General features: G+C 71.3%; 20 protein-coding genes, 1 tRNA gene and 3 pseudogenes. 12 read left to right on the top strand and 12 right to left on the bottom strand.

The window, feature by feature from the left end:
- The first annotated feature begins 101 nt into the window (after nt 1–101).
- The 3 genes from ABT001_RS04340 to ABT001_RS04330 are packed head-to-tail and all read left to right on the top strand — an operon-like array spanning nt 102 to nt 4668.
- Complete coding sequence (locus ABT001_RS04340) at nt 102–1262, top strand: HpcH/HpaI aldolase/citrate lyase family protein (protein WP_351272159.1); 1161 nt, start codon at nt 102–104, stop codon at nt 1260–1262.
- A gap of 8 nt (nt 1263–1270) precedes the next feature.
- Complete coding sequence (locus ABT001_RS04335; RefSeq protein WP_351272156.1) at nt 1271–3805, top strand: phosphoribosyltransferase; 2535 nt, start codon at nt 1271–1273, stop codon at nt 3803–3805.
- Complete coding sequence (locus ABT001_RS04330; protein ID WP_351272154.1) at nt 3802–4668, top strand: HAD family hydrolase; 867 nt, start codon at nt 3802–3804, stop codon at nt 4666–4668. Before ABT001_RS04335 ends, ABT001_RS04330 begins: the two co-directional genes overlap by 4 nt.
- A gap of 9 nt (nt 4669–4677) precedes the next feature.
- Here ABT001_RS04330 and ABT001_RS04325 read toward each other — a convergent pair whose 3' ends face one another.
- The 4 genes from ABT001_RS04325 to ABT001_RS04310 all read right to left on the bottom strand — a co-directional run bounded on the left by ABT001_RS04325 (nt 4678) and on the right by ABT001_RS04310 (nt 7847).
- On the bottom strand, nt 4678–4899 hold the full coding sequence (locus tag ABT001_RS04325) for an FmdB family zinc ribbon protein (protein WP_351272151.1): 222 nt from the start codon (nt 4897–4899) through the stop codon (nt 4678–4680).
- Between the two features lie 9 nt (nt 4900–4908).
- Nucleotides 4909–5514 (bottom strand): DUF4383 domain-containing protein, encoded by a 606-nt coding sequence (locus ABT001_RS04320; protein WP_351272148.1) that lies wholly within the window; start codon nt 5512–5514, stop codon nt 4909–4911.
- 121 nt (nt 5515–5635) lie between these two features.
- Nucleotides 5636–7003: a hypothetical protein gene (locus ABT001_RS04315; RefSeq protein ID WP_351272145.1), complete on the bottom strand. Its 1368-nt coding sequence runs from the start codon at nt 7001–7003 to the stop codon at nt 5636–5638.
- Nucleotides 7004–7073: 70 nt separating this feature from the next.
- Entirely contained in the window at nt 7074–7847 is a 774-nt protein-coding gene (locus ABT001_RS04310; RefSeq protein WP_351272143.1) for a DUF4097 family beta strand repeat-containing protein, read from the bottom strand.
- 208 nt (nt 7848–8055) lie between these two features.
- Here ABT001_RS04310 and ABT001_RS04305 point away from each other — a divergent pair.
- A tRNA-Val gene (locus tag ABT001_RS04305) sits at nt 8056–8127 on the top strand.
- Nucleotides 8128–8218: 91 nt separating this feature from the next.
- Here the strand turns inward: ABT001_RS04305 and ABT001_RS36040 are convergent.
- Both ABT001_RS36040 and ABT001_RS04300 read right to left on the bottom strand, forming a co-directional pair.
- Nucleotides 8219–8320, bottom strand: a pseudogene (locus ABT001_RS36040) (tyrosine-type recombinase/integrase); the annotation flags it as partial.
- 243 nt (nt 8321–8563) lie between these two features.
- Nucleotides 8564–10426 (bottom strand): eCIS core domain-containing protein, encoded by a 1863-nt coding sequence (locus ABT001_RS04300; RefSeq protein WP_351272140.1) that lies wholly within the window; start codon nt 10424–10426, stop codon nt 8564–8566.
- 205 nt (nt 10427–10631) lie between these two features.
- On the opposite strand from ABT001_RS04300, the gene ABT001_RS04295 reads away from it, so the two are divergent.
- Nucleotides 10632–10805, top strand: coding sequence for a DUF3885 domain-containing protein (locus ABT001_RS04295; protein WP_502967416.1), 174 nt, complete (start codon nt 10632–10634; stop codon nt 10803–10805).
- A gap of 53 nt (nt 10806–10858) precedes the next feature.
- Here ABT001_RS04295 and ABT001_RS04290 read toward each other — a convergent pair.
- A pseudogene (locus tag ABT001_RS04290) lies at nt 10859–11237 on the bottom strand (methyltransferase domain-containing protein); the annotation flags it as partial.
- A 222-nt stretch (nt 11238–11459) separates the two neighbouring features.
- Between ABT001_RS04290 and ABT001_RS04285 the strand changes: the two are divergent.
- A pseudogene (locus tag ABT001_RS04285) lies at nt 11460–11585 on the top strand (transcriptional regulator); the annotation flags it as partial.
- A gap of 72 nt (nt 11586–11657) precedes the next feature.
- Here the strand turns inward: ABT001_RS04285 and ABT001_RS04280 are convergent.
- The 3 genes from ABT001_RS04280 to ABT001_RS04270 form a co-directional block, all read right to left on the bottom strand.
- The gene (locus tag ABT001_RS04280; protein WP_351272134.1) at nt 11658–12125 is read right to left on the bottom strand and encodes an SRPBCC family protein; all 468 of its coding nucleotides are present in this window, start codon (nt 12123–12125) and stop codon (nt 11658–11660) included.
- Between the two features lie 412 nt (nt 12126–12537).
- Nucleotides 12538–13092 (bottom strand): hypothetical protein, encoded by a 555-nt coding sequence (locus tag ABT001_RS04275; protein ID WP_351272131.1) that lies wholly within the window; start codon nt 13090–13092, stop codon nt 12538–12540.
- Between the two features lie 72 nt (nt 13093–13164).
- The gene (locus ABT001_RS04270) at nt 13165–13878 is read right to left on the bottom strand and encodes a MerR family transcriptional regulator (RefSeq protein ID WP_351272128.1); all 714 of its coding nucleotides are present in this window, start codon (nt 13876–13878) and stop codon (nt 13165–13167) included.
- 62 nt (nt 13879–13940) lie between these two features.
- On the opposite strand from ABT001_RS04270, the gene ABT001_RS04265 reads away from it, so the two are divergent.
- The 6 genes from ABT001_RS04265 to ABT001_RS04240 all read left to right on the top strand — a co-directional run bounded on the left by ABT001_RS04265 (nt 13941) and on the right by ABT001_RS04240 (nt 17293).
- On the top strand, nt 13941–14414 hold the full coding sequence (locus ABT001_RS04265; RefSeq protein ID WP_351272125.1) for a DUF6194 family protein: 474 nt from the start codon (nt 13941–13943) through the stop codon (nt 14412–14414).
- A 116-nt stretch (nt 14415–14530) separates the two neighbouring features.
- A complete protein-coding gene (locus ABT001_RS04260) occupies nt 14531–14746 on the top strand; it encodes a hypothetical protein (protein ID WP_351272122.1) in 216 nt (71 codons plus the stop codon).
- A 5-nt stretch (nt 14747–14751) separates the two neighbouring features.
- On the top strand, nt 14752–15096 hold the full coding sequence (locus ABT001_RS04255) for a DUF8108 domain-containing protein (RefSeq protein ID WP_351272119.1): 345 nt from the start codon (nt 14752–14754) through the stop codon (nt 15094–15096).
- A gap of 115 nt (nt 15097–15211) precedes the next feature.
- Complete coding sequence (locus tag ABT001_RS04250) at nt 15212–15646, top strand: DUF7144 family membrane protein (protein WP_351272116.1); 435 nt, start codon at nt 15212–15214, stop codon at nt 15644–15646.
- A 1-nt stretch (nt 15647) separates the two neighbouring features.
- Nucleotides 15648–17027: a DUF1254 domain-containing protein gene (locus tag ABT001_RS04245; RefSeq protein ID WP_351272113.1), complete on the top strand. Its 1380-nt coding sequence runs from the start codon at nt 15648–15650 to the stop codon at nt 17025–17027.
- 44 nt (nt 17028–17071) lie between these two features.
- Complete coding sequence (locus tag ABT001_RS04240) at nt 17072–17293, top strand: DUF2277 domain-containing protein (protein ID WP_351272110.1); 222 nt, start codon at nt 17072–17074, stop codon at nt 17291–17293.
- Between the two features lie 16 nt (nt 17294–17309).
- On the opposite strand, the gene ABT001_RS04235 is transcribed toward ABT001_RS04240, so the two are convergent.
- Together ABT001_RS04235 and ABT001_RS04230 are read right to left on the bottom strand one after the other, a co-directional pair.
- The gene (locus ABT001_RS04235; protein ID WP_351272107.1) at nt 17310–17972 is read right to left on the bottom strand and encodes a DedA family protein; all 663 of its coding nucleotides are present in this window, start codon (nt 17970–17972) and stop codon (nt 17310–17312) included.
- Nucleotides 17973–18187: 215 nt separating this feature from the next.
- Nucleotides 18188–18646: a DoxX family protein gene (locus tag ABT001_RS04230; protein ID WP_351272104.1), complete on the bottom strand. Its 459-nt coding sequence runs from the start codon at nt 18644–18646 to the stop codon at nt 18188–18190.
- Nucleotides 18647–18729 lie beyond the last annotated feature (83 nt).

The raw sequence follows: 18729 nt of genomic DNA, 5'->3' as shown, positions 1-18729 counted from the left end.
ACACCCGAAGTTCACGGGGACGGGGAACCGACGACACCTGTCCGAACGTACTATTACCGGCCATACGTTGTCCGGCCTCTATGACAGTACGGGGGAAACACATGCGTCATTTCGGGCATATCTCGCCCGCTGTCCGGGACAGTCTGTTCTTCAGGGAGCCGTGCGAATTCGACGCGCGGTCCTCCTCCCGCATGCTGTCCATGGCCCTGGGCGCCACGCTCTACAGTCCCGCGACCCGGCCCAGACTGGCCGATGACGTGATCAAGCAGGCCGGGCTGGGCGTCATCTCCATGGTGCTCTGCCTGGAGGATTCCATCGACGACTCCGAAGTGGCCGGCGCCGAGTCCAATCTGGTCCGCCAGTTCGCCGACCTCGAGACGCGGGACGCGAAGGTGCCGCTGCTCTTCATCAGGGTGCGCGAACCGGAGCAGATCTCCGACCTCGTGCGGCGGCTCGGAAGCTCCGTCCGATTCTTGTCCGGATTCGTACTTCCGAAATTCACGGAGGAGCGTGGAGAGCTCTTCCTGGAAGCCCTCGCCGCGGCCGAAGCGGACAGCGGTCACCGGCTGTTCGCGATGCCCGTCCTCGAATCCCCGGAACTCCTGCACCTGGAGACCAGGAGCGAGACCCTCCGGGGAATCGCCCGTGCCGTCGACAAACACCGCGAGCGGATCCTGGCGTTGCGGCTCGGTGTCACCGACTTCTGCTCCGCCTACGGTCTGCGCCGGGCCCCCGACATGACGGCGTACGACGTCCAGATCGTCGGAGCCGTCATCGGCGACGTCGTCAATGTGCTGGGCCGGGCGGACGGCACCGGCTTCACCATCACCGGACCCGTATGGGAGTACTTCCGGCTCCAGGAACGGATGTTCAAGCCCCAGCTGCGCCGCAGCCCCTTCATGGGGCAGGCCGAGGAGCTCCGCACCACGCTCATCGAGCACGACCTCGACGGTCTGCTGCGCGAGATCGAGCTCGACCGGGCCAACGGGCTGCTGGGCAAGACCTGCATCCATCCGTCCCACGTCCTGCCCGTGCACGCGCTGTCCGTCGTCAGCCACGAGGAGTACAGCGACGCGCAGGACATCCTGCGGCCCGAACGGGGCGGCGGCGGAGTGCTGCGCTCCGCCTACACGAACAAGATGAACGAAGTGAAGCCGCACCGCGCCTGGGCCGAGCGCACCCTGCAGCGGGCCGAGGTCTTCGGGGTGGCCCGCGAGGACGTCGGTTTCGTGGAGCTCCTGGCCGCCGGACTGGCCGGCTGAGCGCGGGCATGGGCGAGCACGGGGCGGCACCGGAGCTCGGGCGACCGCACGAGCACCTACGGGAAGAAGAGGCAGTGGACGACGTGGAGTGGTCGGGTAACTGGGTCGCCGGACGGCTCGGGGTCGAGCTCGCCGGTGACGGGGAGATCAGGGAACTGCTGGGCCTCGCCCTGCGCCGCAACCCGAAGCGGGCCCACCTGCTCGTGTCGAACGTCCTGGGCAAGCACGTCCCGCAGCGGCCGTCCGTCGTCCACGGCGTCGGCTACGAGCTCGGTGAGCGGGTCCGGCACCTGCTGGGCGAGAGCGAGGCCCGCCGCGCGGTCGTCCTCGGCTACGCCGAGACGGCCACGGGCCTCGGCCACGCCGTCGCGGACGGGCTCGGGGTGGCCCCGTACCTCCACTCGACCCGGCGCCCCGTCGCCGGAGTCGCGCGGGCGGGCGGTTTCGAGGAGGCGCATTCGCACGCCACCTCCCATCTGCTGCTGCCCGAGGACCCCGGCCTGCTGAGCGCCACCGGGGACGGCTCGCCGCTCGTCCTGGTCGACGACGAGTTCTCCACCGGCAACACCGTGCTCAACACCATCCGTGACCTCCACGCGCGCTACCCCCGGGACCGGTACGTCATCGTCGCCCTGGTCGACATGCGGTCCGAGGCCGACCAGGGGCGGCTCGCCGGATTCGCCGAGGAGATCGGGGCCCGCGTCGACCTGGTGGCCCGCGCCCGGGGCACCGTGCGCCTGCCGGACGGCGTCCTGGAGAAGGGCCGCGGCCTGGTGGCCGCGCAGGAGGCGGCCGCCACCGAGGGCGAGCCCCCCGCCCCGCGGTGCGCTCCGGCGCGCGTCACCCTCGACTGGCCGGCCGGCGTACCCGACGGCGGACGCCACGGCTTCACCCCGGTGCACCGCGCGGCCCTGGAAGCCGCCCTCCCGGCCATGGCGGGCCGCATCGCCGACGCCCTGGGAGACGCCCGCACGGTGCTCGTCCTCGGCTTCGAGGAGCTGATGTACGCGCCCCTGCGCCTCGCCACCGCGCTGGAGGAAGCCACCACCGCCGAGGTGCGTTACTCCACCACCACCCGCTCGCCCGTGCTCGCCGTCGACGACCCCGGCTACGCCATACGCAGCCGCCTCGTCTTCCCCGCCCACGACGACCCCGCCGACGGGCCGGGCGACCGGTACGCCTACAACGTCGCGGGCGCGGGGTTCGACGCCGCCGTCGCCGTCGTCGACTCCACCGCCGACACGCCCGCACTGCACGCCCCCGACGGACTGCTCGCCCGGCTCGCCGCGCACACCGACCGGGTCCTGCTCGCGGTCGTCCCCTCGTACGTCCCTCCGCCGGCCCCCGGCGCCGGTTCCTCGCCGGCCTCCCACCGGACCTCCCACAGGCAGGAAGCCGCCATGCTGCCCGACCCTCTCCGGGGACCCGCCTTCTCCTCGTACGCGGCGGACGACGTCGGATGGCTGCTCCAGGACCTCTCGGACGCGCCCCTGGAGGCCCCCACCGAGGAGCGTGAGGAAGCCATCCAGAGCGGCGGCGCGCACTACGCCGAATCGCTGCCCGTCGAATACCAGCCCAGCCCGCAGTACCAGGCGCTGTTCAGGGCCGCCCTGGACACCTCGGCGGCCCGTATCGCCCGGGCGGTCGGCACCGTCACCGAGACCGTCCTCGCCGAAAGGGGCCCCCGCCCCGTCCTCGTCTCCCTCGCCCGGGCCGGCACACCCGTCGGGGTCCTCATGCGCCGCTGGGCCCAGCACCGGCACGGCCTCGACCTGCCGCACTACGCCGTCTCCATCGTCCGCGGCCGCGGGATCGACGCCAACGCCCTGCGGTGGCTGGCCGCCCATCACGACCCGGCGGACGTCGTCTTCGTCGACGGCTGGACCGGGAAGGGTGCCATCACCCGCGAACTCGCGGCGGCACTGGAGGAGTTCGAGGGCTTCGACCCGGAGATCGCCGTACTGGCCGACCCGGGCGGCTGCGTACGGACGTACGGGACGCGCGAGGACTTCCTCATCCCGTCCGCCTGCCTCAACTCCACGGTGTCCGGACTGATCTCCCGTACGGTCTTGCGTTCCGACCTGGTCGGCCCGCACGACTTCCACGGCGGGAAGTTCTACCGCGAACTCGCCGACTCCGACGTCTCCGGCCTGTTCCTCGACACCGTCGCCGCCCGCTTCGACGAGGTCGCCGACGCCGTCGACGCCGAGGCGAAGACACTGCTCGCCGCGGACCGCGCCCCCACCTGGGAGGGCTGGGCCGCCGTCGAGCGCATCAGCGAGGAGTACGGCATCCACGACGTGAACCTGGTCAAGCCGGGCGTCGGGGAGACGACCCGGGTGCTGCTGCGCCGCGTCCCGTGGAAGATCCTGGCCAAGCGGGGAGCCGGCGCCGACCTCGACCACGTACGGCTGCTCGCCGGGCAGCGCGGTGTCCCGGTCGAGGAGGTCGAGGAACTCCCCTACTCCTGCGTCGGGTTGATCCACCCCAAATACACCCGCGGCGCCACCGGTGCGGACGGCACGGCGGTGACGGCGAAGTGACCGACACCGGCAGCGCACCCGTGCCCGGGGCCACGCCCCCGCCCGCCCCCGTGACACTGGTGGCCAGCGACCTCGACCGCACCCTCATCTACTCGGCGGCTTCCCTCCAGCTGACCATGCCCGACGAACAGGCCCCACGCCTGCTCTGCGTGGAGGTGTACGGCGGGGCACCCCTCAGCTACATGACCGAGACGGCCGCCGCACTGCTCGACGAACTGGCCCGCACCACCGTGTTCGTCCCGACCACCACGCGGACCCGGGAGCAGTACAACCGCATCCACCTGCCCGGCCCCGCACCCCGGTACGCCATCTGCGCCAACGGCGGACACATCCTGGTCGACGGCGTCTCCGATCCGGACTGGCACGAGCACGTGGTCCGCCGGATCGCAGACGAGTGCGCCTCCCTGGCCGAGGTCCGCGCCCACCTCCAGGCCGTCGGCGACCCCTCGTGGCTGCTCAAGGAACGGGTCGCGGAAGACCTCTTCGCCTACCTCGTCGTCGACAGGGCAGGCCTCCCCGAAGGCTGGGTGAAGGAGCTGTCCGCCTGGGCGGACCCGCGGGGCTGGACCGTCTCCCTCCAGGGCCGCAAGGTCTACGCCGTGCCCAAGCCGCTCACCAAGAGCGCCGCGATGCGCGAGGTGGCCCGCCGTAGCGGTGCGACACTGACGCTCGCCGCCGGTGACTCGCTGCTGGACGCCGACCTGCTGCTCGCCGCCGACCGGGCCTGGCGCCCGGGCCACGGCGAGCTGGCCGACTGCGGCTGGGGCGCGCCCGACACCGAGGTGCTCCGGGAGCGCGGCGGCGCCGCGGGCGAGGAGATCCTGCGCCGCTTCCTGCGGGCCGCCGACCCGCTGAACGTCTGACAGGAGGGCTCAGCCGCAGCAGCCCCCGCCGCAGCAGCCGCCACCGCCACCACCCGCGGGGGCGGAGACCGGGGCGGAGCCGGCCGAGCCGCCCACGGCCACGGTGGAGAGCAGCTTCACGGTGTCCTCGTGCCCGGCGGGGCAGGAAGCAGGATCGGACGACTCGGCCATGGGACGGCTGAGCTCGAACGTCTCGCCACAGGGGCGGCAGCGGTATTCGTAACGAGGCATGGCCCCAGATTAGAGCCTCTTGCCCCTGGCGCTTCCCCTCGCGACCTCGGGCATCGGGGCGACGGCGCGGCGCTCCTCCCGTGCGACCTGCTCCGGGTGGCGGGCGCGCCAGTACGGATTGTCGTGCGGCAGCCCGCCGCTGACCCTCCCGTACATGCCGAACATCATCAGCAGCAGCCCGACCACGAAGCTGAACAGCACGTTCTGCATGCGGAAGGCCAGGAAGTTCATGCTGCTGTCCAGCAGGGCCAGATTCACGAACCCGCTGAGGACGAACGCGACGCCCAGCACCATGTTCAGCGTCGAGGCGAAGTTCCCGCCGATGACCATGCCGACGAAGAGCAGCAGCCCGACGCAGATGGACAGGATGCTCAGCGCACCGTTGGTGTTGAGGCCCGCCACCGTGTCGCCGCCGGTGTCGAAGAAGCCGATGCGGTCGACGAGACCAAGGATGCCGAAGGCGAGGAGGAGCAATCCCATCAGGCCCGCGCCCACCCGGTAGAACCGGCTGAGACCGTGGTCGACGGGCAGGTGCTCGTCGAGCCGGATCGCCTCGCGCCGGGTGGGCTTGCCGTGCCGTCGCCTGTGATGCGGATGCAGGACGTGTGTGGCCATGACGGCCTCCTTCGGCCGGGTGCGGCCAGGTACGCCTCAGCGGAAACCGCTGCGTACTTCCAGGATCGGCCCAACAGCGGCCGGGGACAAATCAGCCCTTACGGTCGTGGGGCCGGGCGGCTCAGGCTCCGCCTCCCAGCTCCTCACGGATCGCGGACACCACCCGGTTCGCCGTCTGCCGCACGGCCTCCGTCTCGGTGAGGAAGTGCCAGTAGTCGGGGTGGCGCCCGTCGAGCCCGGCGATCGCCCGGTCCAGCCGCTCCACGGCGTCGTCCAGCGGGCGGGCGTGGCGCGGGTCGGGGGTGTGGCGTCCGGTCATGGCGAGACGCTGGGCGTCCCGGATCGCGAACCGGGTGCGGTCGATCTCCGCCTGCGGATTCTCGGCCACCGCGTCGAGTTGCCGCAACCGGTCACCGGCTGCCGACACCGCCTCATCGGTGGCGTTGAGCAGCGCCCGGACCGTACTCAGGCGGGACGTCGCATCGGGCCAGCGCTGCTCGGAGCGCGCCTCGGCGGCCTCCGCCAGCTTCGCCTCGGCCTGCCGGACATTGACCGCCGCTTGCTCGGGAACCGGCTGCAGGTCCTGCCAGCAGGCGGCCGAGAACCGCCGCCGGAGCTCGCTGAGCACCGGCTCGACCTGCCCGGTACGTGTCGTCAGCGCCTGGGCCCGGGTGCGCAGCGACACCAGGCGGCGGTCGATCTCGGCGGCCCGCTCGGGCAGCTGTTCCGCCTCGGCCCGGACCGCTTCGGCGTCCCGCAGCACCTGGTCGGCGCGGTGCAGCGTCTCGGCCACGCCGTGCTGTCCGGCGCCCTGGTTGAGCTTGGTCAGCTCAGGGGCGAGGGCGGCGAGCCGGGCCGCGAGATCGTCCGCCCGTAGCCCGGAGGCGCGCACCGCGTCCAGGGCGTTGCTCGCGGCGAGCAGGGTCTGCCGGGCCCGCTCCACAGCGGGAGCGAGCCGCGCCAGCTGGGTCTCCGCGCTGCTGAGCAGGGTCCCGAGACCCTGCGCGAACCGGTCGAGCTCACCCTTCACCCGTACGAGCTCGTCCGTGGCCCGCGTCAGCTGCGTCCGCGCACCGGCCGCCGCCGACGGCTCCAGATCGTCCCGGTCGAGATCATGGGCGTCGACCGCGGAGATGTACGCGTGGCTGACCTCGTCGATCCGCCGCCCCAGGGCCGCGAAGTCCTCGGCAGCCTTACGGGCACGGGGCGAACTGTCCACGGCGATGATCGTCTCGATGGAGATCCGGAGATCGCGCTGCGCGGTGTCCAGCTCGTAGAACGCGGCGGCCGCCGCGTCCTTCGCGGCCTGCGCGTCAGCCCTCTGATTCTCACCGCGGCCCCCGAACCAGCGGCGCGTGCCCCCACCGGCGAAGGCGCCCGGCAACGCCGCGATGACCAGCGGCACCGGCAGCATCATCAGCACCAGGACGTCCCTGACGGCGGGACCAGCACTCGCTTTCGCCTGCGGCCGCGTGTGTGTCGCCGTCACATCCCTCTCCCGTGCCGATTCGCCCTGCCCGGTTCATTCTCCCACCAGTTAGGACGAACGCACGGGCCGGTTAGTTCGCAGTTCGGACGGTGACTTCGCCGTTGTCGCTGCGCGCCTTGACCACGTGCTTGCTGCTGTCGCTGCGGGGAACCCGGACGGAGACGTCCCCGTTGTCGGCCTCGGCGGACACCGCGTACGCACTCTTCCCGGCCGGCAGGTCGATCGCGATGCTGCCGTTGTCACTCACGGTGTCCACCAGGTCCGGGACCCGGGTCAGCCCGATCCTGACCTCCCCGTTGTCCGAGCGGGCGATCACGGAGCTCCCCGACACCCGCTCGGCGTCGACCGACCCGTTGTCGGCGCTCAGCTCCAGCGGCCCGGACACGTCACGCACCCTGATCTCGCCGTTGTCGGATGTGATCTTGAGCGGCTCGGTGAAGCCGGCCGCTGTGACCCTGCCGTTGTCCCCCTGCACGGTCAGCGCCAGCCCCCGGGGCACCTTCACCTCGTGGTGCGCCTCACAGTTGCTGACCAGCGCCCGGCACTTCACTTCGAGCCGCAGCTCGTCCCCCTCGAGCTTCCACACGGGATCCGGCCCGCTGCCCAGCATGACCCAACCGTCGACCCGTCGGGTCACCTCGATCTGCTCGACGTCGGCGGGCACGAGATCCAGGGTCGAGTTCTCGGCGTCGATGGACAGCGCCTTCCCGCTGAAGGCGAACGACTTGTGCTCGACGGTGGCATCCTCCGCATCCGCACTGCCACAGCCACTGAGCCCGGCGACGAGCAGCACGGTCCCGGCGGTGGCCACGAGTGCCTGGGTGCGTCGTGTACGGATGGTCATGATGTCGAGTCCCCCTGAGAGCGCTGCCGATGTGGCACCACCGTATGTACGGGCCCACCCCCGGAACGATCCGGACGGCTACCGTCTCCGGGGTGGGGATATCCCCCGTAAGGCCCCGATGAGCGCCGGGTGGGGCGAGGGCCGGTCGGCCCGGGGGGCCGGATTCCCGACCAGGGGCGTGAGCCATGTAACCTGTTGCCTCATCCACGGGTGCGTAGCTCAGGGGTAGAGCGCTGCTCTTACAAAGCAGATGTCGGCAGTTCGAAACTGCCCGCGCCCACCGAGGGAGAAGGCCCCGGACCGGTATTGGTCCGGGGCCTTCTGACATCTACTGCTGGCATAGACGGGCGAGGTCACCCACGGTCGTGACCGTGCCCGAGGATCTCCGTCACGACGCGGGGCGGACGCCTGCAGCGGTCGGCAGGGTCGCAGCCGTTCCGGGCATCGTGCAGCCGGATCACGCGAAGCCCGGCGGGCGCCGGGAGGCCGACGACATGCGCGACGACCCCCAGCGTTACGCCTCATGGCCGACCGGAGTACTTGGGCGTGTTTCGAAAGTCCCGCCTGCCAGGCGGCGCCTGGCACGCACGCTCGCCGCGTTGTCGGGATCACCCCGAGACATCCAGTGTCGGGGTGACCCTCCGCCTTGCGATCGCACGCACCAGACGCCGCCGGCCCCGCCCTTCGGGCGGACGGCGCTACTTTCGAAACACGCCCTAGCTTGCGGGCTGCTGCAGGCGCTCCGCGGCGGGCCGCAGCTCCGACAGCCACCGGCGGTAGATTTCGACCGTCTTGAGGAGATACTCCAGCTTGCCGAACCATGGCTCGTCTCTGCTGGGCTCGTGCTTGGTGAGCATGGCCTGCAGAGACAAGCGGGTGACACCGGAAGCGCGGTTGGCCGCCGTGGCGACGTCGAGCAGTTCGGCGGCACCCCCGGCGATGAAAATCTTACTCGCACCGGCGGCCACAGTCTGTCGGGCCTCGGTGACCGTGGCCTGTACGTCCTCCGGCGCATTGTGCTTCTTGACCGCCTCGCCCGCCTTGTTGACCTCGCCCAGGTGCTTGTGGGCCAGGCCCTTGTAGACCGCACCGGCCTGGCTGAACTTCCCGCCCTCGTCAGCCGGTTCCAGGTTGAGCGGACGGGCGGAGGTCTTGCCGATGCGTGCGTCACCCATGTCGGACGAGGAGGTCAGGACCTCCTGGCCAAGGATCTCCCAGCCGTTCGGACCGGAGCTCAGCATGTTCGTGACCTCCGGCAGGGCTTTGTCGGCCCCGGAGCTCATGTACTCCTCGTCGCCGAACCAGTCCATGGTGCCCTGAGCGTGCTGGAACTCCAGTGCGTCCGCCATCCGACTGCCGGGCGACTGGTAGTGCCAGGCCCGGAACATGCCCGGCCCCTGGGAGCTTCCGGTGACGGCGAGCGCGCATCCGTTCATCGTGGCCGTGAAGACGAGGCCCGCCCCCGGAGCGTTCCCCGGCTCCCGCGGGATCTCCTGGTGACCCACATCCGTCTCGGGATTGCTCGCGCCACCCGTGAGGTAGGGGACGTACGAGGAGCGGAGGTAGCTGCCCTCGGGCTGGACGGCCGGCAGATCCGGGTGCCCGACGAGCGCCTGCAGGAACGAGTGCTTCTTCTGGTACTCCTCGTCGGCCACGTACATCTCCAGGGCGGGGGTCAACAGGTACGCGGGGCCGGAACTCTGTCGCCGCGGGTCGGCCGTCAGGACGAACCAGTGACGGGTCAGGCTGCCCAGGATCTTCCCGAGGTTGGCGTAGGCAGCATCCAGTTCCTTCCGGCTCCAGCGCGCCTGCATGCCCGACACCACGTCCATGGAGAGCATGTTGGTCGCCAGGAAGTTCTGCGGATTGTCGGTCAGGTCCTCCTCCACCGTGCGCTGCACCATGAACGCGGACGCTCCCGAGGAGGTCTGGAGGGGTGCGGCCTCGTGTGTGGCGTCGTCCGCCTGACGCTGGACCGGAGCCGGGCCTGACACGATGCGCGCCGCGTTCGCCTCGGCTTCGCGCTCGAAGCGGTCGGAGGGGTCCGAGACCCGCAGCCCCGAGCCGTTGTCCGTTCCCGCGACCGGACCCTGGCTCTGCTGGATCACATGGGTCAGTTCGTGGGCCATGGTGCGCCGGTCGGCCCCGCCCTTGCCGATGACGATGTGGTTGCCCGCGGTGTAGGCGCTGGCCCCGACCTCGGCGGCCGACGCCTGGGCAGCGGCATCGTCGTGGACCCGGACGCCGGAGAAGTCCGCGCCCATCCTGGGCTCCAGATCGGCGCGAAGGGCCGAGTCCAGCGGACGACCGGCCCCGCGCAGCACGTCGGGCACGGTCGAGCGCTGCACCGAGGGCTGCTGCGCGCTCTCGTGGCCACAACCCGCACCGTGCATGTGCTCTTCCCGCTCCCCGTGACGCGCCTGCCGGAGCATCTGCACGACAGCCTGGTTGCCGATGCTCGACTGCAGCGAGAGCAGACTGCTGACGTGTGGCGCGGTGGACGGCTGACGCCGCCCGGGGTTCGCCGCCGCCTTCGCGTCGGACCGCTCGTTCGCTTTCTCCCGGCCGCCCACTCGCACAAAAAACTCCTTGCTCACCGCGGCGGTTCCCGCTCGCAACCAGATCCGGACGCACGTCAGGGTCGGACAATACGGGTCAACTCCGAAGCCCCACAAGGGTAGCCTGCCGCGATACCCCTACGGAAACCGGAAGTTGCCCCTTCGGGCAACGCTGCCCGACTGAGGGTGGTGGGCGCCGGGCATCGACTCGTGCCGGCATGTCTGGGTGCGCTTCCACAGCTTGCCGGAGTCGAAGCGGTACGCAGAGGACAAGAGCGAGTACGCCGTTGTCCTGGGGAGGTACGACACGGTCCTCGACGGGTTGTTCGCCGGTGGGGACGTGTACGTGATCACGCCGGTCCGGATCTCCGAGCCCCGGACACCACTGTTCCGGGCCTGACACCTACGCGACGGACGGGGTCCGGCCCCTGCGCCATGAGGCGCGCCCTCGCGTCAAGCCCGACGCCCCGGCCTGGTGGGCTCGATGACGGCGTGCGGGGCGCGGAGCCAGACCTGCTGGCCCCGGGCGGTCACTGTCAGCCCGAACTGAGCGGGGTCGGGATGCCCGAGTGCGGCGTACTCCAGCCAGGTCTGCTCGATCTCCTCCCACAGGAACCCGGGGCCGTACTGCCAGACGTCCTCCTGTGTGGCGGCGACGGCGGCGGCACCGTCATCCCGGCTCACCCACACCTGGGCCCCGGCAGGCGACAGCACTGCCGTCGTCCCGGACGTGGAGCTCGGCCAGGGCCCCGGACCAGAAGTCCCGTGCGAGCGGGGCGACGATGATCCCGCCCGGCCGGACCTGCCGGACGAGGGCGTGCGGGACGTGCCGCGGATCGTGCCGACACGGACCGCTCCGGTGGTGAGCTGCTGCGCGCAGGAGACGCAGGCGCGGCCGGCGGACTGATCCCACGTCAGCCACTCCGGCCCGGGGAGCGGGCGGGGAGGGGCGGTCATGGCGAAGGCTTCTCGCATCGGGGGCACCGGCAGGCGGGGAACGTACTGGTGGGTTCCGGCGTGTACGCCGGCCATGCGCATATCTGTGCGTCCCCCGGCTCAGGTACGGATCACCCAGCCCAGCGAGATCGACCTGTATGTGCGGGCGTTCGAGCAGATGCGGCAAACGGCGGTGTACGGGGCGGAGGCGCGGGCTCTGATCGTGAAGGCCATCGACGCGCTCGGCTACCCAGGAGTGCCGGTCCGGCCGGTCAACTCGCCGCCCCCCGGGCCCGCCTGGTGCGGCCGACCGGAGTCAGCCGACCGCTTCGACGTACGACGCCAGGTTGGCCAGCGAGGAGGCGATCCCGGTCTCGTGGTCCGCTCGGTCGATGCCCGGCGGCACGTCCGTGGCGGTGACGGTGACCTCCGTCCCGTCACCGGCGGCAGCGAGGTGCCAGGTCATCGTCATCGTGCCCGCGAACGACGGGTCGTCGGACACGAACACCGCCCGCTGCACCACGCGCTCCGGGGGAACCAGCTCGGCGAACCCGATGTCGACGACATCCGTGGTGTCCGAGGTCTTGCCGAGGCTGTCGTCAGGATCGACGTAAGTGAGGACCATCCGGAACCCGCCACCGGGCCGGGGATCCCGCCGCTCGATCCGACCGTGCATGCCGTCCGGCGGCAGCCAGACCTCGAGGGACTCCCGGTCGAGGAGTGCGCCGTAGACATGCGCCGGCGGTGCCGCGATCACCCGGACGGCGCGGTCGGTCCTGTCCATGGCCCGATTCCAGGAGCTCTGTGCCCTCGGCTCATTGCTCGGCTGCGGCGCTCCGGGGGCGGCCATGTGCCGCTGTGTGCGACAGGGCGTCCGGAACAGGAGGACACTGGTCGTATGGCCCTACCGAAAACGCACCACTGTTCCACCTGCCCGGAAGGCGCCACACCGGACTCGGTCCTTCACGAAGACCTTGTCGTCGGAGCGCCTCTGTCCATGGAGGATCTCACCGACGCGCAGCGCCTCGATCGCTTCGCGCTCAAATACGCCCACGACGGTTGCCAGGTCAGAGAGGTCCGGCGCGTCCCACAGGACAACTTGAGCGGATACGCCTGGTCCGTACGCTTCACCGAGGGTTCTTGAGCGTTTTTCCAGCCGGTCGCGTGCGTGCCGCGTGCACCTGCTCCGAGGAGGCTCAGGGCTGGGTGTACGTGACCATCACGCGGGCCGGGTTCCGGAAGCGTTCGACGGTGTACGGGGAGCGTTCGACCAGCACGGTGACCGCCGTGCCCGTATAGGACGCGACGGGGCCCCGGATGCCGGGGCCGCACAGTCCCTCGGGGAGTTCGCTGTCGCCTTCACCGAGCGCGTAGGCACCCCCGTCCTGCCCGTCGAGAGGGGACTCCCCCTGGGGCACGAGGTTCGCACGGTGGAGGAACTCCGCTGTCCGACCGCTCGCGAACGAGACCTCGGAGCGGCCGTCGTGAGTGACGTAGTGGACGTCGGAGGCGTCCGGGGGGAGCAGCGTGCCGATCGCGTCGGACAGCCTCGCGTCGCTGCCCTCGCAGGCCCGTGGGTCGCCGAACGGGTGGAACAGCTCGTCCTGGAACAGCCAGAGGATGCCCCCGGCCGGCACCGCCAGGACGAGCGCGGCGATCCCGAGGCGTGACAGCCTGCTCCGGCGCCGGGGTCTTCCGCCGCCCGGGAGATCGTCCTCGGCCTGACTGTCGTCTCCGCAGGAATCGGTCATGGACGCCCCCTCGGTCACGTGTGCGAACACGCGGAGCCTAATCCAAGGGTCCAGCGGTGACCGCAGGCCCCGTCATCGCGCTGCGAGGACCGTGCCGAGAGGGGCAGCGGCGTCCAGGAGTGCGCGGGAGCGGGCCTCGATGCTCGCGTCCCTGACGGCCAGCGCGGCTCCGATGTCCTCCCGTCCGTTCCCGCGTCTCAGGCTCGCCATCAAGGCCCGGAGCGGTTCGATGCGGTAGCCGGCGCCACGTAGCTGGTGCACGATCCGGGCGTCCCGGGTCTGGGCCGGGGAGTACCGTCGCACGCCCCGTGGGGGGATCCGGTCAGGGACGGCGAGCCCTTCGGCGTCCCAGTGCCGCAAGGTCGACGGGCGCACCCCGAGTGCGGCGGAGAGTTCGGAGACGCCCATCGAGTCCGACGGGCGCACGTCTTCGATCAGCTCGGCGGAGATCGACGCGGCGGCTTCTTTGGCGAGTGCCAGGTCCGTACGCTCCCGGTGGAGCCGGGCGTGGGCCGCGTCGAGCAGCGCGAGCAGCTCCGTGGCCGGGCGCTCGTGTACGGCACGGACGATCCGCTTGGCCTCGACCGGTCCCGTGGCGATCGCGAGGGCCCGGTAGGCAAGGGCGGACCGCAGGTGGACCTCCCCGTAGATCCGGTAGCCGGAAGCCGTGCGCGCGGCAGGTGGCAGGACTCCGTCCCGTTCGAGGTTGCGGATCTGCTGGACGGAGTACCCGGACCGTCGCGCGACGTCGGCCGTGCGTAGGGACAGCGAGTGGAGAGTTGGCACCCGGTATTCCCCCTGCCACGGCTCGAAGTCTCCACAAGCACCTTAATGAAACGCTTGACCACATGACCATCGACGACATCATCGCCTTCGTGGAAGACCTCGACGGGACCCTGGCTGTCAGGCCGGGACCCGACGACGGTTCACCGGAGATCAGTTGGGGGGACACGTTCTTCTACTACGCACCTGACGGCGTCATGCCGACGACGACCCAGCCCTTCGCGACGATCGTGACGAAGGACGGTCCGGGCGACGAGCAGTCGCGCCTGGACCGCCCGGACGCCTTCCGTGTCAATGTCGCCGCCGGGAAGGAGGCGTTCAGGGACTGGACCGGTCACGTGCCGCGCGAAGCAGTCCCGGACGCGGACCCCGGCGTCACCGACACGGTGATCGCGCACCCCGTCTACGGCTCCGTCGGCTGGCTCGCGGTGGTGAATCCGGGGCGGCGGACCGACGAGGCGGTGCGCCGGCTGCTCCGCGAGGCCCATCACCGTGCACGTGCGCGTGACCGGCGACGAACGGGTTCGGCTCCGAGCTGAGAGAACACCCGGCCGGATCGGATCGGTGAACACCCGTGACCCCGGTGGTTCCAGGAGCTGAGGATTCCGGTGGGCCCCGGGATGCGAGCCGACGGGGCACGGGGGACGGTGGAGGCATGTCAGGACACCCCCCTGTGATCGTGTATCCGCCCTCGTCGACCGGTGGCCGGCGGGTGACCGTGCGCGGGCAGATCGTCGGGCTGGCGCACGGGCGTGGGGACGTCGCCTCGTTCCTCCGGAAGGCCGGTCTGGCCCAGGGGGCCGAGGAGATCGATCTGGACCGGCCGGAGTTGATCGAGTGGCGGGGCGGGGATCTCGACACCTGGAGGTGAGCGCCGTGAAGCGTCGTGGAGCACGTCGGCGCGAGGTGTCACTCGAACCTCCCCCGGGCTACTACGAGGCGGGCGGAGGGGCCCCCGACGCCGTACAGCGGGGTCTGATCCTCGACTGGGTGGTGGGCCGGCGGGTCGTGGCCGGGTGGCGGGTGGAGTCCAGGTCCGGGAGTCAGGCCGTACTGGTGCGAGGGCAGCCGGTCAACCATGTGCTGCACGCGTTCCTGACGGTCTTCTCGTGCTGTCTGTGGGGCGTCGTGTGGGCCGTTCTGGCAGTGACGAACAGGGTCGAGCGGGTCGTGATCACGGTCGGCGCCCAGGGGCAGGTCGTGACGGCGGAAGGGGCCTGAGAGGCAGCGGCCGTCACCCGTCCGGGTGCGTCCGGGTCGTGGTGGGGGAGGCGGTCACGCAGGGTCGAACCTGCCCGCAGCGATGCGGGGCGGTCCTTTGAACGGAGGAGTTCCCATGTCCCAGTCAACCTCCACGTCCGGTTCCCCGAGGCCCCCCGGCTCCGATCCCAGCAGCGTCTGGGCGGCGAGCGGCGTGATGTTCGCGGGCGTCGTGCTCCTCGTCGACGGCATCCTCGCCGTCTTCAAAGGGATCGCGGGCATCGCGTCCGACGACGTGTACAGGCGCATCAGCGACTACACGTTCAAGTTCGACGTCACCGCCTGGGGATGGATCCACCTGATCCTCGGTGTGATCCTCGCGCTCGTCGGATGGAGCATCCTCAAGGGCGCGGCATGGGCCTGGGGTGTGGGCATCGGGCTGGCCGCCCTGAACATGGTCGCCAACTTCGTCTGGCTGCCGTACCAACCGCTGTGGGCGATCATCTCCATCGCACTCGACACCTTCGTGATCTGGGCCCTGTGCACCCACCGGACGAAGCCGGTCATCTGACGTGAGCCCGGGACGAGGCGGCCTGGAGCCGGACGCGCTGACGGCGCTTGCCGCCGACGCGTACGTCTACGGGTCGCCGCTCGTCCGCCGGCTGTCGGCCGTCCAGGCCCGCCTCCAGGAGAGCGGCGGGGTGCCGGCGGCGTTCAACGACTTCGCCCACGCGGACGGTCCGGCCACACCGGCCACGTACACCCCGTACGCTCCGGCCGACCTCGTCGACGCGCTCGCGCAGCTCGACCTCTCCGGGGGGCCGGTCAGGCTGCACGTCCCGGACACCGGCGGGGCGTACTACGTCCTCCAGTTCGTGGACGCGTGGAGCAACGCCTTCGCCTACCTCGGCAGCAGGGCCACCGGCACGGGCGAGGGGGACTGGCTGATCGTGCCGCCCGGCTGGGCCGGTACCGTGCCCGACGGGGTGTCGGGGGTGATCGACGCGCCCACGTCCGTCGTCTCCGTCGTGGGTCGCCTCGCCTGCGACGGGGCCGAGGACATGCCACGCGTCAGAGCGCTCCAGCAGGAGCTCACACTCACACATCTGGGCGACCGCGCCCACCGGACCGGGCTCCCCGCGACCGAGCCCGGGGTACCGGGGGAGCTGCGCTTCTTCGAGGAGCTCCGGGTGTGGATGGCGGACTTCCCTCCCGCCGCCGCCGATCGCGCGTACCAGGACCGCTTCCAGCCCTTGGGGCTCCTGGAGGAGGGGATCTCACCGTACGTGTCGGCCGGCCCCGGTCTCGTACGCGCGCTGCGGCGGGGGCTCGCGCTGGGCAGGCTCCGTGTGGAGGAGGCGGCCCGACGGCCCGCCCTCGCCGCCGACGGTCCGCCGGACGCCTGGCAGGCGACGCCGCACCTGAGTGACTACAACCTGGACCACTTCGGCGTGGGCACGCTCGGCACGCCGGAGTGGACGATCCCCGACCGGGAGGTGTCGTACCTGGTCAGGGCGGTCGCGGCGCGGAGGGGGCGCTGGCTGCCCCATGGCTACGAGGCGGTGTACGCCCACACGGCCCGGGACTCGCGGGGCCGCCCGCTCGACGGGGCCCACCGCTACGTCCTGCGCCTCGCCCCGACGCCGCCGGTCCGGTCATTCTGGTCACTGACCGTGTACGACAGCCCCGGGGGCCACCTGGTCGCGCACGCGGCGGACCGGTACGCGATCGGGGACCGGACCCCCGGGCTCGTCAGGGGCGCCGACGGCTCGGTGACGCTGTACCTGTCGGCGGAACGGCCCGCCGGCCCCGCCGGGGCGGCGAACTGGCTGCCGGTGCCGGCCGGCCGTTTCCGGCCCGTGCTCCGGCTCCACCTGCCCGACCAGGCCGTTCTCGACAGAAGCTACGTCATTCCGGCGATCGAACGGCTCGGCGACGGGCGGGGGACGTGACGGCCCCGCCCGCGATTGTCAGTGGTGCGTCGCACACTGGAGGCATGTGCCGCAGCATCAAGACGCTTCGTCCACCAGCCATCCCCGATGAGGCCACCGAGGAGGAGATGAGAGCAGCCGCTCTGCAGTACGTGCGCAAGGTGTCGGGCTTCCGTGCGCCCGCCGCGCACAACCAGGAGGTATTCGACCGTGCCGTGGCAGAGATCGCCGAGGCGACCCAGCGACTGCTGGACGGCCTGGAGATACGGGGCGCGGCGCGGGCCTGAGGGTCCGCGCGGGCCGTCAGGTTCCGGCCGGGGCCCCTGTGACCTGCACCGTCGTGGCGGCGTGAGCGGGGCGGCGGACGACGAGCGCCGCGAGGGCGCCCGCCAGGAACAGGGCGAGTACGGAGACGGCCGTGCCCAGCCAGCCCGCGCCCAGCCACTGGCCCCCGAAGTAGCCGAGGCCGACGCTGTAGCCCGCCCAGGCCACTCCCGCCACGGCCGACCACGGGAGGAATTCCTTCACCTTGCGGTGAGCGGCACCCGCGCCCAGGGACACCACGGAGCGGCCGGCCGGAGCGAAACGGGCGATGACGACGAGTGCCCCTCCGCCACGGCTCAGGGCCGCGCCGAGGCGCTCCTGTGCGGAGGTGAGGCGTCGGGACCGGGCGATGGCCCGGTCGAGGCGGTCGCCACCGCGCCAGGCGAGGCGGTAGGCGACGAGGTCGCCGAGGACCGATGCGCTGGCCGCGCAGAGGACCAGGGCCAGGAGCGAGGGCACCTGCCGGGTGGCCTCGCCGGCCGCGGCGGTCACCGAGGTCGTACTCGCGGCCGCGGCGGTGGCCGCGGTGATCACCAGCACACCGCTGGGGAGGACGGGCAGGAAGACGTCCAGGAGTACCGAGAGGGCGACCACTGCGTAGATCCATGGGCTGCCGGTCAGCGCGCCCACACTCTCGAGCACTTTCTACTCCCCGTTCCCGTGTTCCGTGTCAACGCCGCGACGTCGCAGGGGAGCGGCAGGAGCGGCAGGGCCAGCTGTACAGCGTACGCCTGCCGTTCACCCGGTTCACCTGGTATTCACCGGACGGGCGGCCGATGTCGCGCAGGTCACGTACGACCCCGGCCCCCCTCGGGGGAGGGGGGCCGGGGCTCGGGAAACGAGTGGGGGCGCCAGGGTCAGGCCGAGACGGCCTGTGCCTTCTCGCGGTCGGGCTCCTTCTCGCTCGCGGGGGCGCCGCGCGGGGAGAACAGCCGGTCCAGGGCCACGGCGCCGGAGCCGGTGAAGACGAGCAGCAGGAAGGCCCAGCAGAAGACGGCCGAGGCCTCGCCGCCGTTCTGCAGGGGGAACAGCGACTCGGGCTGGTGCACCTTGAAGTAGGCGTAGGCCATGGAGCCGGAGGAGATGAGCGCGGCGACCCGGGTGCCGAGGCCGAGCGCTACCAGGGTGCCGCCGACGAGCTGGATCACCGCGGCGTACCAGCCCGGCCAGGTGCCGGTGGGTACGGTCCCGCCACCCATGGAGCCGCCGAGGACCCCGAAGAGTGAGGCGGCGCCATGGCAGGCGAACAGGAATCCGATGACTATGCGGAAGAGGCCGAGCGCGTAGGGCTGGGCCCTGTTCAGTCGTATGAACATGGGGGGAGGGGCTCCTTCGGTCTGGGGACGTGAACCGATCGGGGCCCCTCAGGTTAGGGTGACCTCAATATTGCTTGCAAGTT

The sequence above is a fragment of the Streptomyces sp. NPDC002793 genome (assembly GCF_040295485.1).
Lineage (GTDB): Bacteria > Actinomycetota > Actinomycetes > Streptomycetales > Streptomycetaceae > Streptomyces.
The sequence above is the reverse complement of the archived record's forward strand: the minus strand, read 5'-3'. Positions and strand labels throughout refer to the sequence as shown.

Bases quoted from the DNA above. Each gene is read 5' to 3' on its own strand.
- ABT001_RS04275 (WP_351272131.1), bottom strand. From the start codon at position 13,092: ATGACCGATTCCTGCGGAGACGACAGTCAGGCCGAGGACGATCTCCCG.
- ABT001_RS04320 (WP_351272148.1), bottom strand. From the start codon at position 5,514: ATGGCCACACACGTCCTGCATCCGCATCACAGGCGACGGCACGGCAAG.
- ABT001_RS04230 (WP_351272104.1), bottom strand. From the start codon at position 18,646: ATGTTCATACGACTGAACAGGGCCCAGCCCTACGCGCTCGGCCTCTTC.
- ABT001_RS04340 (WP_351272159.1), top strand. From the start codon at position 102: ATGCGTCATTTCGGGCATATCTCGCCCGCTGTCCGGGACAGTCTGTTC.
- ABT001_RS04240 (WP_351272110.1), top strand. From the start codon at position 17,072: ATGTGCCGCAGCATCAAGACGCTTCGTCCACCAGCCATCCCCGATGAG.
- ABT001_RS04280 (WP_351272134.1), bottom strand. From the start codon at position 12,125: ATGGACAGGACCGACCGCGCCGTCCGGGTGATCGCGGCACCGCCGGCG.
- ABT001_RS04335 (WP_351272156.1), top strand. From the start codon at position 1,271: ATGGGCGAGCACGGGGCGGCACCGGAGCTCGGGCGACCGCACGAGCAC.
- ABT001_RS04325 (WP_351272151.1), bottom strand. From the start codon at position 4,899: ATGCCTCGTTACGAATACCGCTGCCGCCCCTGTGGCGAGACGTTCGAG.
- ABT001_RS04310 (WP_351272143.1), bottom strand. From the start codon at position 7,847: ATGACCATCCGTACACGACGCACCCAGGCACTCGTGGCCACCGCCGGG.
- ABT001_RS04265 (WP_351272125.1), top strand. From the start codon at position 13,941: ATGACCATCGACGACATCATCGCCTTCGTGGAAGACCTCGACGGGACC.
- ABT001_RS04250 (WP_351272116.1), top strand. From the start codon at position 15,212: ATGTCCCAGTCAACCTCCACGTCCGGTTCCCCGAGGCCCCCCGGCTCC.
- ABT001_RS04260 (WP_351272122.1), top strand. From the start codon at position 14,531: ATGTCAGGACACCCCCCTGTGATCGTGTATCCGCCCTCGTCGACCGGT.